Source organism: Microbulbifer mixtoriginis (SeqCode) (assembly GCF_052466765.1).
The window spans coordinates 4503511-4518373 of sequence record NZ_CP174289.1 but is presented as its reverse complement, the minus strand read 5'-3'; the positions used below and the strand labels follow the sequence as shown (position 1 = coordinate 4518373).

Below are 14863 nucleotides of genomic sequence, written 5' to 3'. Positions count from 1 at the left end.
TGTACACTAGTACAAAAACATCAATAAGATCACTACAACGAAAAGCAACTCGAAAAACTTTAGCAACTCATGAAGTGACAGATAAGCCCACCGATGATTCAACGCAAAAACAAAACGCACCAAACCAAGAAGCTTAACCAAAATAAATCCAGTTTTATGATTTAAATTTCCGCTGTATATTTACGATCAAATTTCACTAGGATGTAAAGTGTTACAAGGATTTTGGCATGTCCTTAGAATATCTTTTTGAGTACCATCCATATCGCGGGGGCAATAACCCTAAGCATCTAGTTTTAACACTAGCTCTCTGCAAAACTGCTTCTTAATGGAAATAGTTGAGATTCAACGCGGCAATCCAGAGTATCCAGTCGTCCTGGAAGATACTCCCAATCCGTCGGCAACACTGTTTGCCCGCGGCAATGTCAGCCTACTAAATCGGCCAGGCGTTGCGATTGTTGGATCTCGAGACGCTTCTCCAAACGGCCTGGAGATTGCTCGAAGAATCGCAGGTTACATCACCACTAAGGGCAATGTTGTCATAAGCGGACTAGCCCTGGGGATTGATGCCGTAGCCCATGAGGGCGCCCTGGCAGCCGGGGGAGACACTATCCCTGTGCTTGCCCATGACCTGCACACTGCAAACCCTCGGGCAAACTATAAGCTAGCAATGCGAATACTCGATACTGGAGGCCTCTGGGTATCCGAACACCCTGAAGACGTATCACCCCAAAGACACTTCTTTGTAGCAAGAAACAGGATTCAAGTTGGCCTGTCTCAATCTTCTGTCATCGTGGAGTCTGCGGCATCAAGCGGGACTATGAAACATGTAGATTTCTACCTGCAGGCCCCCCCCTCTTTGCTGTTGCCCCTCATAACCCTGAGGATTCACTAGGCTAAACTGTCAGGGCCCAATGAAACTCATCAATGAAGGGAAGGCGACAGCCCTAAGAACTAAGTCAGACTACGATCTCCTAGAGCTGTAACTACCCTACTCTTCTAAGAGAGCCAGTTATTGGGCTGATTCCTGCTCCGAGAACTCCAGCCCATACTCCTCCACTTTCGCCATAAAGCGCTGCCTATAAATTGTTCTAGCTATCTCTATCTACGAATCTACTCACTATCACATCCAATTGGCACCATTGTGCCCATATATTACCGGTAGTACAGCACAAACTATATCTTCATAACTTGAACTCAACACCTCCCGCAAAGGAAAATACTTAATGTTGTTTTAAATAAAAAACAAGACTTGATACAAGCTTTTAATCAAAAAAGGATTTATTGATGTTAAAAATAAAATTATTGGCAGCCGTAGTTTTATCTTCTGTCACTACAATGGCCAACAGCGCTACCTGCCCATCCCAACAACTGTCACACCACTTTGTTTTTCAGGGAGAGCTATATCAATGCACTGGGGTCATAAAGGAAACAACTTCAGGATTTAGATCCAGCACCTATAAAGTTGAGATTGATACCACCAACAGAACCGGAAAAGATTGTTGGCTTGGAGATGTTGAAGCAGCACATCATGAAGGTACAATAATTAATATAAGCAGAGGTTCGATTTGTAAGAACTATTGCGACGTTAACGCCTACTGTAATGACAATGGCGAGTGGATAGACCTCAAATACTCTTGGTAAAAGCTATCAATAACCACAAACAACTTCACGATACCACTAATAATGAGGACTATTTCAACAGGTTGAATGTTCCCACTTGATGAGCTTATTTTAAGAGAAGCAGCCTACACAATAAGGGGAGGCCGCTTCTCTAATAAATAGAGCAGATTATGAACTCCGAGATCTGACAATCGCCTACTCTCCCAAGAATGCCAACATTTGGGCTAACTCTTTCCGTTAGAACTTTAGCCCATACATCTCAACTATCGCCATAAAGCGCTTAACATAGATGGCCTAGACTGGCTCATAGGGCGGCATCCATTCGTCCGAGCCTTTGTCGCCCTTGCTCTGGTTCCAGCCGTCATCGACTAACCAGAGGTTCTCAGGGTCTTCGGCAAACTGCCTCTTCAGCTCTACAGTTCAGTTGGCACCACCGTGCTCGTGCGCCCTGGAAAGTGGGACGATGTATTCAACATCCAGATCAGAGGCCAGAATATAGAAGTTACCGGTGTATGGGTCCAACCACAGGCCAGTATCTACCGTGCAACCTTTCTCGTTGGTAAAACTGACCGGAGCCAGGGAGTATTGCACCAGAGGCTCATGACGGGTGCTCTGGCAGTCGCCGTCAGTGTCGGACCACTTCGGTAGCCACTCGTGACGGCCATAGCCCCGCTCTTCTTAGGCTTCGACTTCGAGGCAGCCGGCCAAGGCGGCAGATAGGATAATAGGTAGTAACAGGCGCATGACGTCCCCCCTTTGTTTTTAAGGGATCGTACTGAGTGTAGGCCGCTAACTCAAAGACAAAATATTAAACAGCAAGAGAGTTAAGCCGCTAAAGAAAAACGCTAGAACTTAGTGTAATATTCGATCAGAATATGTAAAACATACCCGGTGACACAGCATAGATCACATGAACTTCCCTAAAAATAAGTATTTCCTTCATCCGTTCAGAAACTTGACAATGATAATTTGTCTTTCGGTTATCGCTTCATGTGACACTAAACTACCAAAAACTATCGATTTGGATTTAAGTACAAAAGAAAAACAAATTGCGAACGTCAACATTCTAACCACAAATTACCTCTGTGGATTTTATAAGGAAAAAACTGGGGGCTTTGGATCTCAAGTTAGCAGAGATGAGCATTACAATGTAGCAAGGTTATTTGCTCGCTCCATCTACGCAAAACTCAATAAAAAAGAATCACCTCAAGAATTTGAGGTGCAGACCTTAGTAGGTATAAATCAAAGACTTATCAAACACGGTCCGGATAAGTTACGGAAAGAAATTGAAGATACTCTGTCCGGCGATTATGCTAAAGACATACCGCGATGGGTAAATAATTGCTCCAGCTTATACACTTATTCAATTGCGCTGATTGAAGACGCCAGCAACGCCCAAGATTGAACCGTGGCCCCTCAGGCGCGGACCGAAAGCCAAGACCTCCCCACTCTGCTTCATAAGCTTCCGGTCAAGAATAATCCGAGAGAGGCGGGTCAGCAGCTCCTGGCGAGTGTTCTAGCAATCACCGTCCGCATCGGCCCAACGGGGAAGCCACTGCTGGCGGTCGTAAGCCCTAGTCTCGGCTTCATAACAGCCTGTTAGGGCCGATGCTAAGACGAGCAAAGTAAGTAAACGCATAATTACAAAAACACTATGAATTTAACCTAAACATAATTATCTTTAAGTTCTTAAAGGTATCCCAGAGAAGCTAATTCTACCTTCTAAATCATTAAGCCCCCCATCTCTTAGCTCTCTAGAGAGGGCCTGATGAATAACCCCAGGGTACTGTGTGGGCCCGATTAATATACTATCTAGCATATCGGAAAGACTTAACCCTATTATTCCCATTTGTTCATTATTGGCAAAGGGGAGCTTATATACAATTTGAGGGATACCATTAATTGTTTCGACACTATCAATCAAGAACTTGTCTTCTGTGTCCAGTTCCGGAAGATATATCACCCTCCATTCCTGCTCCTCCTTGAATCCGGGATGTTTTAAGCAGAGTGTTAAAACAATCAGCGTCATTGCCAAAGATGACCAAACAATGTCTTCAGGCAAACTTCTCAGATAATCAACATTAGCCTCTATATTATTCAATATTTTTTCTAGCTCTGCCCCCAGGCGCTCGTCCGAATAATATAGAGCGGGACTAAAAATGACTCTCAAATTTGGAATCAGTGGTGGGTTATTAAAAACCAATGCCGCCTTGCCAGCGTCACCACCATAAGCCCGCCACATAGAGAGCCTGCCATGCTGGCTTTCATCTGCCATATGAACTGATATTGAAGCAAGATAAGTATCGAACCTTAAATTCCTCCACCAATCATCAAATTCTTTTGCGACCTTTTCCCAAGTATTGTCACCAACCTGGTTCAAAACATCTTTAAACCTACTGCCATTCGCAGGCTGTTTAAGATATTTCATCAACATGTCAAAACCCTGTGAAACCTCCATATAATCATTCATACATGAGGGGTTTCTTAGCCAGAGCTCCTTGTTTCGAATAATGTTTTTAGCATTATCTGCAGAAGTATAATGAACAAATTTATGTGAATTATCTAGAACTTCAGCTCGCCCCTCTACGGTATAGGGAGCTAAGATTTGATCCAATTGTTCATACATTTCTTGTTCTTCAGGACTCATCCAACACGCTCCAAGGATCTGCTATTCAGACATTGATACTTCCTGAAAGCAACATCTGTCTGCTTTAGGGTATATTTACCCATCTCTATAATATTATGCAGCTGTTCAATTCACCTGGCTATCCCAACAAGTCCTAATCAAAAGAAGGTGAAGGAATTATTTAAAAGCCAGCACACCCTGATTACGAGGCTTGTCGTCTTCGCTCAACAACAACGCTGGTGATGCACCAGAGTGCGCTGGGGCACCACCTAGCAAAGCGCCAAGTAAAGTAGCGGTGTCACTGGAAACGGCAAAGTCACCTTCGGCCAGACCGTTTTTCCTCAGGTCGCGCCAACGGCGGCTCTTACTCACACTTTCAGCCCCCTCGCGCATAAAAGGCAGCCACTGAGCGATAATGCCAACCTTGTCTACCAGCGCGCTCATCGACCCGGCCAGATGGTATGCAGAGCCGGAGAAATTTTTCTTGCGCACATCTTCCTGAAGTTTCCGCAGCTCACTCGCAAATTTATTCCAGCGGTTCACTTCGGACTCATCGAACAAGGCCCGCAGATTGCTCTCATTGTTCTTGAGCTGGTCGGAGAGTCGATTGATATAGCTGCCCCTGGATAGCTGCAGGCTGCCATCCTCGGCCACCTTAAAAGCGGGGCCGAAAATATTCATAAAAGCGGACTGCCGCAGGGCTCCGAATTCCGGAGAGTCTTCACCGAATAGCCGCTTGAAGTCCTCAACGATGGCCGCTCCCTGCTTCTTGCCGGTGCCACCGATTATCTTGTTGACCACTTCCTCTGGAGTGCTTCGCCCGTTCACAACATCATTGATAATGCCAGTGCGAGCTGTGGGCTTACCATCCTTGTGAGTGCCTTTGACTATCTGCATGTACTCGCGATTAAGGCGGCGAGCTTCTTTAAGGGCGCCCGGTAAACCGGAAGACTTTTCACCTCGCAGCGCTGCATGAAGCTCCTCATACAACCCATATGCGTTGGGCTTCTCGGTCTTGCTGGCAAGTTTGATATCGCCATCAAATCCGCGATAGGCCGCTCCCAGCCCCTCTTGCATAACCGAGCCCTCGGCCATCATAGGGCCACGTTCTTTGGCAATATCGTCCACTCTGGTGTAAGCGTCGGTTTTAGCCTGCTTGGCATTCTCTACCTTTGACAAAATGCCGTCATAGAGCATCCCCGTATTACTTGCGAGTGAGCTAGCCCCTTCAGTCGGCCCCAGGTCATCCATCTGATTCTGCACCACCTTGCCCAGCTGGCGCTCGCGGAAATCAGTGAAACGATTAACTGCCTGCTCTGCATCGCTACCGTAAACGCCGGCCGCAGCCTCATTCTGTTTGCGCCATAGGTCAAAGTTGCTAGTTTCAATCCCCTACTGCTCGGCGCGGGTTTTTGGTACCCAGTCCTCTGGCATATCGACATTTTCAAGGACTCCCACCAGAGCATCACCGGAGAAGTCAGCCCCCTCATTCAGTCCGTCAACTACCGTTAAAACTGCCTCCTCCAACATCTGAGACAAGTCCACACCAAGTTGCGTCAGTTCCGTTTTTACATTCTCTGGAGTGGCCCTTTTTGCTCGGGCAGCGCCTTTACCGAGGCCAACGCCCAGCAGCTCCAAAATTGCCGTTGGTACAGAGGCGGCACCGGCAGCCAGCGCCGGACTTCCAGTAGCGTTATAGGTCGCATCACCCAGGCTCTTTTCGGCATATTCCATAGCCCGGCCGACAGGCTCGATAAAGTCAGAAAGAGTGTTTAGCTTGTCCCTGCCTTCATCGGTGCGCGGCTCATAGGTGAGGAAGTCACGAGTCGCCTCCACTGCTCGGGCACCAGCTCCCGACTCGGCCCAGGGGTTTAACGATTGAGCAATGCCCGCAAGCCCGGAAATAGGCTCGGCCAGAACGGATGACCCCACCGCGCCCAACACTTCAAATTCTCCAACGGAATTGTCCACAAACCGCTCAAAAGACCCTGGCTGGTTAATGCCCGCAGGGTCCGGCAGTGTGTAGCCAATCTTGCCGGCGAACTCCCCGAACTCCATATCACTGTAATATGACTGGTGCAGGCTGCGCGCCAAAGCTTCATCGCTCATATCTGAATATTCGGGATATTGCTTACGGATTTCTGCGATAGTTAAAGCCATTTATCGAATCCCCAATGGGTCTTTATTTGTGTTGGCGGCGTCAGCTGCTGCCTCGGGGCCATCGCGCTCAATATCTTCGAAGTCGATACCAAGTTTCGCCCGAACAATTCGGTCAACCATTTCGAGTTTTGCCTTGCGGGCTTCTGGGTGGTCCTTCCGGGTTGGAATCATCTTTAACAGCAGTTCTTGATCTTTATCAGTAAAGACACCCTCGCCGGCCTCACGAAAAAGGGATTTAAGGATTGGGGCCATGGCAGACACTGCCCCATCAGCCGTCTGCACCCCAGAGGTCAACGCCGGGAATGAACCTGTAAACGGATTAGTGGTAGTTCCCTCCATCCCTTTAGATAAGCCTTCCATTCCAGCCTGATACGCCTTGTAAGTTTTGGCGTTAAGCGCGGCCGTCTTTTCGGCCTCAGAATTATTTTTTAAATCGATCTCGCCTTTCTTGTTCTTTATGCGCTGGTCATAAATCTTCTGAAGCTGCTCATCCGATAAGAGCTCTACTGGAGTGTTGCCGCCAGTGGTTGTCAAAAGCTGGTCACCGACCTTATGTACTTTGGGGTCAAACCGAACACCGAGGTCACGCACCTCGGTAGAGCCGTCAGGATTCTTAACCGCAATCCCATAATTACCATTAGCGAGTGTTAGCGGAGAACCTACTGTGTCTGCCGAGCCCGCACCTTGCTGCTCCAACATTGCCCGCTTTAGATTCATTTCATCAATCCCAGAATTGAGCTTGGCGCCATGATTTTGCAGCGCTGTTAGTTGATTGTTGTAACCGCGATAAGCCTGCGACGGGTCACCACCGTTAAGGCCCACACCTGTAGCGGTTAGCATGCGCCCAATCCGGGCCCATTTATTGCCCTTCAGTTTTTCAACTTCACTCTGGTTTTCTATTAGCTGCTGTTCGTAACGGTCGATGGTGCGGGCAAAAGGGTTTGAGGAGTCGAAGGTGGGGGATTGTTGGGGTTCTATGAAATTCTGGTCGAGCGCCCCGATAGGCTCGCCGATGCTGAGTATTGGCATTTCTCTATCCTGTTGAGTTTCAGTTGTGGGCCTTACCCCATGCCCTGCATGATTCCGCCGATACCGGCCAGGATTCCCCCGGCTCCGTTGCTGCCTCCCGCCTGGGTGGATTCATTGAGCACAATTGGAGAGCCTATCGAGCCCTGGTAAAGCTGCAGTTTTTGCCAGGGCGCCATGGCTACCTGTTGCATATAGTTCTGCATCGCGTTTCCGCCCTGCCCCATCACGCTCACACCGCCCGCGCCCATGTTGTAGGAATTGCCGAATCCGGTATTGAAGAGATTGCCAGCGGTTCCAAAGTTATTACTGGCCAGGGATGTGTTGAGATTATTGGTTGCCAGCTGGGCGCCCTGATTTGCGCTAGATTGGCCGGCCGCAACCTGCACGGCTTGGTTATAGGCATTGGAGCGTATACCTGCGGCCACATCTGAGGCCCTATCGTCTGCGCCGCGCATGGCAACACCTTCGGCAACCCCTCGTCGCATCGAGCCAGCATTGCCCGTAGAAACCGCCCCAGAGGCGATGCCCGGCAACTGGTTTTCGCTGAGGTTGCGGTATATGTCGCGAGTGCTGGCTGTAATTTGCGAATTTAAAACATCGTTGTTAACCAGGGAGTTCACGGTGTTCATATCAACACCGTTTTGCATTGGGGCCTGGTAGCCGTCCCCGCTCATTACTTGAGTCAAATAATCTTGCATCACATTGGCGGTATTCCCGAAGCCGTTGGCCGCACCAGATACTTGGTTGGCATAACCATTGGCGGTGTTGCCAAACCCCATTGCAGCCTGGATGTATTGCTGCATTTCCGGGGTCAAGTCGGCGACTGGTGATTGACCAGAGTTATAGAGCCGCTGCCCTTCCCCCCAGATATCATTCAGGTAGCCTTTCTGGTCCTCATCCAGAAAACTCTGGCTTTTGGATTCGCCGCCACCACCCATAAGACCGCCTAAAAATCCCATGTTTCACCTGTTAAAAGAGGCTGAGAATGCCTTTAATTAATGGGTCTTCTTTCAATCCATCTTCAAACGCTTTGCCAGCGTTAGAGAAATCCAGAGAACCGATATTTGCCATTGACTCGACCATGCTGCCGGAACCCGGCACTGCATCATTGAGGTCGTCTTTCCAGCGGTAGGTGGCGTCCTGCTCGAACACCTTGCCGCCGAGTAAGTCCAGGGCGTAGCTCTTGTCATCCTCATCGCGATAGCCGCCATCATGAGCTTCGTGTTCATTTGCCGCAATGAGTATGGCCAGGGCAGCCCATGGACCAGCCGAAGCTATCCAGCTGGAGCCCCCTGCGGCACCACTGCCCGCGCCAGTGCTGGCGGTACCGCCTGCCGTGCTACCTGCACCAGATGCGCTACCGCCTGCGAATTTGTTGTACCAGCTCATGGCCTGCATTGGGTTAATGCTGGATTGCTGCTGAGCTTGTGTTTGTTGAATTAGAGAGGGTGCCGGGTTGTACTGAGTTTCCCAATCGGGCATGTAGGGGTTGTATCCGTAGTTCATGTCTTTTAAATCCATTGAAAGCTCAACAACCAAATTAGAAGCTCAGATAAAATCCTGTAAGTCTCAGCGTAAAATCGGGAATATCTATGTACGTGTCAACTTTGCAAGGAATCCTCTTTTCTTTAGTCATTTTTATCTTAGGTCTATTTGTTTATAGGTTTTTAACTCCTTACCTCACTCAAAAAGGTAAGAACCTGGCAACTAAGGAGGACACAAAGGAAATCAAAACGATTCAGGAGCGAGTTGGCCTTGAGCATTCGCAAAAGCTGGAAGAGTTTAAATATACACACACAAGAGAATTAGAGAAGCTGAAGCAAGAGCACACGAAAGAGCTTGAAGAAATAAAAAATCAAAACTCGCTACTCTTAGAAAAATTTAAAAATCATAACTCTCTAAGACTTGCTGCAGCAGATAAGCGGCTTGAAATTCATGCAGAGGCCTGCCGTCATTTATATGAAATAGTCATAGACTTAGAAGACAAAACTTCTAAGAATCACGATCTAGCAGTCGATTTATCAACTTTTATTTGGAGCAACATCATCTATTTCGATGGAAAAATACATAGCCAATTAATTGACACATCTTTAATTCTAGTCAATGCATTTCATCACAGACTAAAATTACAGATGAAAAAAATAAGTATTAAACAATATGAAGAGCTGCTCAAACAGGCTAAGGTATCAATCGGAGAGAGTTATTCGTCAATTCTAGTTTCTGTGGAGTTACCTCCAATGAAAATCATCGATCCTTCGAAAAATATAGTTAAAGCGGAACCCGCCTAACATTTCCAACCAAGAATCCCCGTTCATCCACTCGGAATCGCCATAGCCGCAATAGAGCTATGAACGGCTAGGCGATTCGATGGCAAAAGCCCTTCTACCTCTCTGGCAAGTCCCACTTAACAGACTTGGTCGCACCAATAACTTCTATACCTTTTTCTCCCATATAGTTTTTAAGGTTTAATTTAAGTGGAAATCTATTCATTTTTTTAGGGGGAGGACCATTCAAGCGTTTTCCTAATACTAAAATCTCATAATAAATCGGATTCGTTGGATATTGTCTTAGATCAAGTGAAGGCGCTATATCAGGGTCGTTTTTCCCCATTACAGTTAGCACGTATTCCCCGGTAAGGTCCTTAGCCACCTTGATTTTAGTGAAATCAATTAATTCCTGTTCCTCAGATTTATGTTCTGATTGGGCGATAGACTGACCAGCTTTACCAAACTTTTTAGGCGAAATATCCTCGCCACCTCTTGCCCTCACCATAAGCACCTCATGAATATAAAGGATTCCAGCTCAATCTTATGGGGCCAAGTCCTAGCAAGAGTCTAATAACCCCAAATATATGTCACGATTTCAGGCTAGACCAATTTGGCAGCGGCCTCCTCTCAAGAGGTAAATTTGCGCCAATGCTCTAATGGTGCGGCTATAATTAATCCCCACCTATTTAAGGCGATACCCAGGCAGTCTCTGAGAAGCTACTTATTCCCCAATCACCACACGCGGATTTAGCATGCGCTGGGTGCACTCCATACGCCAGGCTCCCTTATTGACCTTCGTGTTCTCAACACTCTTGGGCAACAGGTTTGATTCTCTCTAACCTCACAGCGCTTGCACCTGCACCCAGGAGGTGCCCTCCCAGATATACAAACCCTTCCCCTGTCCAGGGTCCCAGTCCGTGCCGTCGGCAGTCACCAGCAGGCCCGGCTGCGGGCGTCGCGGCGGCTCGCGATAGAGCGGTGCCAGCGCCTCCAGGTCGGTAAAGGAGCGCTGTATCTTGCTCCGCCTGTAAATACCGCCACAGCTCCTCAAGGTTTCTCGGCTGCGCCGGTCCCGGTATGTAACTCATCGGCCATCCACCGGAATCAGGTCCAGGTCCCAGCCGGTCAGCCGCCAGAAGCCGGCATCTACAGATTGGATTTTAATGGCGAGATAGCGAGCCTTAAGCCGTACATCCACCTTGAGCCCTTCGGCCACGTCGAACTCCCGCGGCTGGCGCCAGTGCACATCACCCATAGCCGTTGAGGCTCCACCTACGGTGGTGCGAACTTTGCCTGTACCATGGATTTGCGGAACAATTTGCCGAATCAATTTCCACTGCTTTGTAGGCGCTTTCAGCAGCTGGTCCAGGTCGATGCCGGTGCGCTCCAGGTAAACCGATTGAGCTGTGCTCGCTGTGCTGAAGAAGTCGGCTTCCTGCAGGGTGTGGGCAGCTCCGTCGCTGCTGAAGTAATATATCACCGGGTAGAAAGCGGTATCGGCAAATTCACCCTAGCTCTGGGTGAGGTCCGCCCAGCTCTGTGTCAGCTCCTCCCAGGTCACAATTTCACCCTGCTTTGGTGCGAACACAGCGCAGGCCACATCCGGCACATCTACAAACGTGAAAGTGTTATCCAACCAGTTGTAAACCATGGCCCGGTTAGCATTACCCGTGCCTGTAGTGTAATAGGTCCATACTTCTTTGGTTTTATGATTGGCTACGCAACGCACCTTGGTGCGGTCACCGACCTCATTGTAAAAAGTTTTATTCGCTCTCCGATGCGCTACCGGTCGAGTACTGGAACTGTCGTGTACAAAAATTTCAGTAGAACCAATTACAAAGTGAAACTTGTCGAACGCGGCAACAGCATCCCGGCAAAGAATGCCTTGGTCGAGTAGTTTGTCGAAGGCGAATACATATTGCCCGCCGACAAACTGCATCAGATAGGTGGCTTCCTGAGAGTAGATAATATTGGCCCCACCCAGAGGCGGACAATCAACTAGCTCACTTGCCCCAGAGTCCACCGGGTTAGCACCAGCAAGGCCGGACAGGTCCACCACATCCCAAGTCCAGGGTACTTGTCCTGGCACAACCTCAGTAGACCAGCGCACTGTGTTTGGATAGTTAACCCCGTCCTCGGTAATACCCAGGGCCACCATGAAGTTTTTGTAACCGCTCAGCAATTTGGCTCGTAGGTTGCCTGGCCAGTTAGGCAACGCTTTAAATTCCGTATCCGCCGGCTCAAGAATCTGCGGCACATCTACACCATTATTGAATATCACGCTTTCGCCCCACACCAGCGATTGCCAGTTTTCTGACGGAGAATATCCGTTAGAAAAATCTGCGCTGTTGGTGTGGTTAACAAAGATTTCATTCTCGCGAATGTACAGCTCTGTTTGCGAGGCATAGGCCAGTTGCGGTACACCATCGGAAATCCAGCCGGCACCCAATACGGGAGCTTCTGCCAAAGCTTCTAGTATTTTCGGTGATGGCACCGTGCCGCGCCATTGGCAAATCGGACGTTTTTGCCGGCCGAGAATTCGTTGACGGGTAGCTCATATAGAGGAGTATCAACATTAATGCCACGCTCACCCAGTTGTCGGATAGGATAGAAAGCCATTAGGTATCCTCATCGCCACTCAACTCAGCCAGTAAGTTAGTAATATCCTCACTCGTGATTTCAGAAGTTTTTATTATTCAAGCAAGCGCATAATATGGCAGGCGCACGTCAACAGAATGCGTGTGGGATCCACTATCGCCAATACCGTGGCTATGTGCCTGACCACACCCTGCGATTTAATGGATGCTGGCCGCCCATCTTTATCGCTGGGGAAAGGCCCGTGGATTCGTATCGATCGGCGACCCAACTAAGGCGATGAAACCTCTCAAGGAAAAACAGGGTGTGCGCTATGTCGAAGATTCAGAATATTTAGCCTTTTACACCTGGCTTGAATCCAAGGGGCACAGTGCCCACGCGGCCGCAATGGAGATTGCCTATCTTTGCGCCGCACGCCAACAAGATGTCCTCGCATTGAAGCGACAAGATATCACCGACGAAGGCTTGTTGATTCACCAGCAAAAGACCGGCAAGAAGCAGCTGAAGCTCTGGACGGACCGATTACACGATGCCGTTGAGCTGGCACTTAAAAGCAACTCCACTTCCAGGTCACAAAGCATGTATCTGATTCGTGGCCGAACTGGGCAGCGCTACACCCGAGACGGATTCAACAGCACCTGGAGCAGAGAGCAAAGAGCTGCCAATGAGGCCGGCGCACTACCCGCCCGCTTCCGGTTTCATGATTTAAAGATTAAAGGCATCTCAGACTTCGAGGGCGACAAGCAGGAATTCAGCGGGCACAAGACTCGCAGCATGATGGAGCGCTACAACCACACCGCCGATAAAGTTGTTTCTCTTAATAAGGCGAGGGTTAAAGGAAAGGAAGACACGCCAAAGGACACTGGATGAATGTCCAATCGGAGGGGCTGAAAAAATCGATTGTGGTAAAAATTACCCCTTCGAATTACCCCTCAAAGGCCCAAAACTAAAAAAACCCGCACTAGGCGGGGCTTTAAGTCCTTGAAAAACAAGGAAGAATCTGGGGTGGCCGACGGGGATCGAACCCGCGACCTCAGGAGCCACAAGGTTTGGCCCGCCCTTTCAAAATCAACCGCTTACACCATTTTCAGGGGCAACCACTGTATAAAAATCCAGTATATTACCCCGCGATGCGGGTATTAAACATCGATAGTTACCCCTTATGCAAGCTGGACATGCAATCAGTGCTTTTTGTCATCCATACGATGGTACCGAATAGACGCCTTAACCACCCCCTCCACAATCAGCTCCTGACCTTCCCAGATAGGGATTGGCGGATATTTTTCGTTGGCTGCCAGTAACCGCCCTCTTCCTCTACCCAAGATTTTACAGGTCAGTTGCCCATCCAGAGCCACAACTACCACATCACCATTCACTGGCGTCAGGGAGCGGTCAATGATGAGAATGTCCCGGTCGAAGATTCCCACCCCTTGCATAGAGTCGCCATTGGCACGAGCCATGAATGTCGCCGGACCATTAGTTATTAAATGCTCATCCAGGCTGAGAGCTTCTTCTTTGTGGTCATCTGCTGGTAAGGGGAAGCCGCAGCTGACGCCACAGAACACAGGAAGACCTGCAGAAAGAATAAAAAAGAGCAAAAGGCAGGTGGGATCAGACGGGATGCAGCCCCCTACCCTTGATCCACAAAAATTTTGGAGTACCTAATTGGTACAAGCAGCTATCAAAAAAATACATACCAAACCAGATTTAAATATTGTTCGATCTTTTCATTTTAGGTAACGTTAGATTCCACATACGAATTGACCGGTCAGCGACAATGAAACTCGTAATGTGCTTCCGGTCGATCGGTTTTATATTGCCCAACAAATATAAGGACATACCCATGCAATTAGAGACTGATATCCAAGCCGGCCCTGAAGCTGGAATTGACTGTTGCCCAGAAAACTGCTCGCACTAAGCGCTTTGAAGGTTGGCTATCTTGTTATAGCCAACCTACTCAACTCTCCTGTTACCTTCATTCAGGGCTGCGATCCTGATTATTTTTGCTTGGCCCCGACTGCAACAGCAACTGACCTCCTGAATAACTAAACCGCAATGACAGCCGAACATCACGACGCGGGCGATTCTGAAGAATGTTTAGTAACCAACAAATCAAACGGCACATAGCGATATCCTTCGAGGTATTTACCAACGTTGATATCGGCCACTGCGCCACCTCTTGGCCCTGCCTGACTACTTTAATAATTCTCTAAGCCGTTCTTGCTTTTCGGTGAGCGCATTTAAGTCATCGATTAAGTTATTGGTTGCTGCGTCCAGGGTGTTTATTTGCACCTTGAGGATATGCCTAAACCTCGGGTCAACTGCATCTGCAGTTATATCAATAGTGTTCAGGTAAGCTTGTATTTCGTCTTTGGTTTCTAAAAACGCCATTTTCAACTCCTTCTTTCTGTTGGTTAGGCCTTTATATTCCCATGGCCAGAAGTTCTTATGCGTCATGAGCACCCTGGGTTGAGGGGGCTCTCATGGACACTTAATTTTCTAGTGGAGCTTTTAGCGCCACAAAGGCAATCTATCAAACTACTGTATGCATACACAGTATCGATAA

Annotated in this window: 18 protein-coding genes; 6 read left to right on the top strand and 12 right to left on the bottom strand. The window is 48.4% G+C overall.

The window, feature by feature from the left end; genetic code table 11:
- The first annotated feature begins 325 nt into the window (after nucleotides 1-325).
- Nucleotides 326-892 carry a DNA-processing protein DprA gene (locus ACJJIV_RS19705; protein WP_444890084.1) on the top strand — a complete coding sequence of 189 codons (567 nt, stop codon included), beginning with the start codon at nucleotides 326-328 and terminating at the stop codon, nucleotides 890-892.
- A gap of 392 nt (nucleotides 893-1284) precedes the next feature.
- A complete protein-coding gene (locus ACJJIV_RS19700) occupies nucleotides 1285-1641 on the top strand; it encodes a hypothetical protein (RefSeq protein ID WP_444890083.1) in 357 nt (118 codons plus the stop codon).
- Nucleotides 1642-2040: 399 nt separating this feature from the next.
- Here ACJJIV_RS19700 and ACJJIV_RS19695 read toward each other — a convergent pair whose 3' ends face one another.
- Nucleotides 2041-2211 carry a hypothetical protein gene (locus ACJJIV_RS19695; protein WP_444890082.1) on the bottom strand — a complete coding sequence of 57 codons (171 nt, stop codon included), beginning with the start codon at nucleotides 2209-2211 and terminating at the stop codon, nucleotides 2041-2043.
- A 319-nt stretch (nucleotides 2212-2530) separates the two neighbouring features.
- Here ACJJIV_RS19695 and ACJJIV_RS19690 point away from each other — a divergent pair, with 319 nt between their 5' ends.
- Complete coding sequence (locus ACJJIV_RS19690; RefSeq protein WP_444890081.1) at nucleotides 2531-3025, top strand: hypothetical protein; 495 nt, start codon at nucleotides 2531-2533, stop codon at nucleotides 3023-3025.
- Between the two features lie 276 nt (nucleotides 3026-3301).
- Here ACJJIV_RS19690 and ACJJIV_RS19685 read toward each other — a convergent pair whose 3' ends face one another.
- From ACJJIV_RS19685 to ACJJIV_RS19660, 6 genes are all read right to left on the bottom strand, one after another.
- Nucleotides 3302-4267: a DUF2971 domain-containing protein gene (locus tag ACJJIV_RS19685; protein ID WP_444890080.1), complete on the bottom strand. Its 966-nt coding sequence runs from the start codon at nucleotides 4265-4267 to the stop codon at nucleotides 3302-3304.
- A gap of 156 nt (nucleotides 4268-4423) precedes the next feature.
- Nucleotides 4424-5509, bottom strand: a complete 1086-nt coding sequence (locus tag ACJJIV_RS19680) for a hypothetical protein (protein ID WP_444890079.1) — start codon at nucleotides 5507-5509, stop codon at nucleotides 4424-4426.
- Between the two features lie 129 nt (nucleotides 5510-5638).
- Nucleotides 5639-6406, bottom strand: a complete 768-nt coding sequence (locus ACJJIV_RS19675) for a hypothetical protein (RefSeq protein ID WP_444890078.1) — start codon at nucleotides 6404-6406, stop codon at nucleotides 5639-5641.
- On the bottom strand, nucleotides 6407-7435 hold the full coding sequence (locus ACJJIV_RS19670; RefSeq protein ID WP_444890077.1) for a hypothetical protein: 1029 nt from the start codon (nucleotides 7433-7435) through the stop codon (nucleotides 6407-6409).
- 32 nt (nucleotides 7436-7467) lie between these two features.
- Nucleotides 7468-8394 (bottom strand): hypothetical protein, encoded by a 927-nt coding sequence (locus tag ACJJIV_RS19665; protein ID WP_444890076.1) that lies wholly within the window; start codon nucleotides 8392-8394, stop codon nucleotides 7468-7470.
- A 10-nt stretch (nucleotides 8395-8404) separates the two neighbouring features.
- Nucleotides 8405-8956, bottom strand: a complete 552-nt coding sequence (locus ACJJIV_RS19660; protein ID WP_444890075.1) for a hypothetical protein — start codon at nucleotides 8954-8956, stop codon at nucleotides 8405-8407.
- Nucleotides 8957-9033: 77 nt separating this feature from the next.
- Between ACJJIV_RS19660 and ACJJIV_RS19655 the strand changes: the two genes are divergently transcribed.
- Entirely contained in the window at nucleotides 9034-9723 is a 690-nt protein-coding gene (locus tag ACJJIV_RS19655) for a hypothetical protein (protein ID WP_444890074.1), read from the top strand.
- Between the two features lie 94 nt (nucleotides 9724-9817).
- Here the strand turns inward: ACJJIV_RS19655 and ACJJIV_RS19650 are convergent, their stop codons facing one another.
- The 3 genes from ACJJIV_RS19650 to ACJJIV_RS19640 all read right to left on the bottom strand — a co-directional run bounded on the left by ACJJIV_RS19650 (nucleotide 9818) and on the right by ACJJIV_RS19640 (nucleotide 12196).
- The gene (locus ACJJIV_RS19650) at nucleotides 9818-10207 is read right to left on the bottom strand and encodes a hypothetical protein (protein WP_444890073.1); all 390 of its coding nucleotides are present in this window, start codon (nucleotides 10205-10207) and stop codon (nucleotides 9818-9820) included.
- 579 nt (nucleotides 10208-10786) lie between these two features.
- Nucleotides 10787-11182 (bottom strand): hypothetical protein, encoded by a 396-nt coding sequence (locus tag ACJJIV_RS19645; RefSeq protein ID WP_444890072.1) that lies wholly within the window; start codon nucleotides 11180-11182, stop codon nucleotides 10787-10789.
- 30 nt (nucleotides 11183-11212) lie between these two features.
- A complete protein-coding gene (locus tag ACJJIV_RS19640) occupies nucleotides 11213-12196 on the bottom strand; it encodes a hypothetical protein (RefSeq protein WP_444890071.1) in 984 nt (327 codons plus the stop codon).
- Nucleotides 12197-12437: 241 nt separating this feature from the next.
- Here ACJJIV_RS19640 and ACJJIV_RS19635 point away from each other — a divergent pair, with 241 nt between their 5' ends.
- Nucleotides 12438-12572: a hypothetical protein gene (locus ACJJIV_RS19635; protein WP_444890070.1), complete on the top strand. Its 135-nt coding sequence runs from the start codon at nucleotides 12438-12440 to the stop codon at nucleotides 12570-12572.
- A gap of 4 nt (nucleotides 12573-12576) precedes the next feature.
- Entirely contained in the window at nucleotides 12577-13167 is a 591-nt protein-coding gene (locus ACJJIV_RS19630; protein WP_444890069.1) for a tyrosine-type recombinase/integrase, read from the top strand.
- 311 nt (nucleotides 13168-13478) lie between these two features.
- On the opposite strand, the gene ACJJIV_RS19625 is transcribed toward ACJJIV_RS19630, so the two are convergent.
- The gene (locus ACJJIV_RS19625) at nucleotides 13479-13862 is read right to left on the bottom strand and encodes a LexA family protein (RefSeq protein ID WP_444890068.1); all 384 of its coding nucleotides are present in this window, start codon (nucleotides 13860-13862) and stop codon (nucleotides 13479-13481) included.
- A gap of 628 nt (nucleotides 13863-14490) precedes the next feature.
- Nucleotides 14491-14688 (bottom strand): hypothetical protein, encoded by a 198-nt coding sequence (locus ACJJIV_RS19620; protein WP_444890067.1) that lies wholly within the window; start codon nucleotides 14686-14688, stop codon nucleotides 14491-14493.
- Nucleotides 14689-14863 lie beyond the last annotated feature (175 nt).

What these genes read in the sequence shown, in the direction of transcription:
- ACJJIV_RS19705 (WP_444890084.1), top strand. Translation starts at nt 326, where the DNA reads ATGGAAATAGTTGAGATTCAACGCGGCAATCCAGAGTATCCAGTCGTC.
- ACJJIV_RS19700 (WP_444890083.1), top strand. Translation starts at nt 1,285, where the DNA reads ATGTTAAAAATAAAATTATTGGCAGCCGTAGTTTTATCTTCTGTCACT.
- ACJJIV_RS19690 (WP_444890081.1), top strand. Translation starts at nt 2,531, where the DNA reads ATGAACTTCCCTAAAAATAAGTATTTCCTTCATCCGTTCAGAAACTTG.
- ACJJIV_RS19685 (WP_444890080.1), bottom strand. Translation starts at nt 4,267, where the DNA reads ATGAGTCCTGAAGAACAAGAAATGTATGAACAATTGGATCAAATCTTA.
- ACJJIV_RS19675 (WP_444890078.1), bottom strand. Translation starts at nt 6,406, where the DNA reads ATGGCTTTAACTATCGCAGAAATCCGTAAGCAATATCCCGAATATTCA.
- ACJJIV_RS19670 (WP_444890077.1), bottom strand. Translation starts at nt 7,435, where the DNA reads ATGCCAATACTCAGCATCGGCGAGCCTATCGGGGCGCTCGACCAGAAT.
- ACJJIV_RS19665 (WP_444890076.1), bottom strand. Translation starts at nt 8,394, where the DNA reads ATGGGATTTTTAGGCGGTCTTATGGGTGGTGGCGGCGAATCCAAAAGC.
- ACJJIV_RS19660 (WP_444890075.1), bottom strand. Translation starts at nt 8,956, where the DNA reads ATGGATTTAAAAGACATGAACTACGGATACAACCCCTACATGCCCGAT.
- ACJJIV_RS19650 (WP_444890073.1), bottom strand. Translation starts at nt 10,207, where the DNA reads ATGGTGAGGGCAAGAGGTGGCGAGGATATTTCGCCTAAAAAGTTTGGT.
- ACJJIV_RS19635 (WP_444890070.1), top strand. Translation starts at nt 12,438, where the DNA reads ATGCGTGTGGGATCCACTATCGCCAATACCGTGGCTATGTGCCTGACC.
- ACJJIV_RS19630 (WP_444890069.1), top strand. Translation starts at nt 12,577, where the DNA reads ATGAAACCTCTCAAGGAAAAACAGGGTGTGCGCTATGTCGAAGATTCA.
- ACJJIV_RS19620 (WP_444890067.1), bottom strand. Translation starts at nt 14,688, where the DNA reads ATGGCGTTTTTAGAAACCAAAGACGAAATACAAGCTTACCTGAACACT.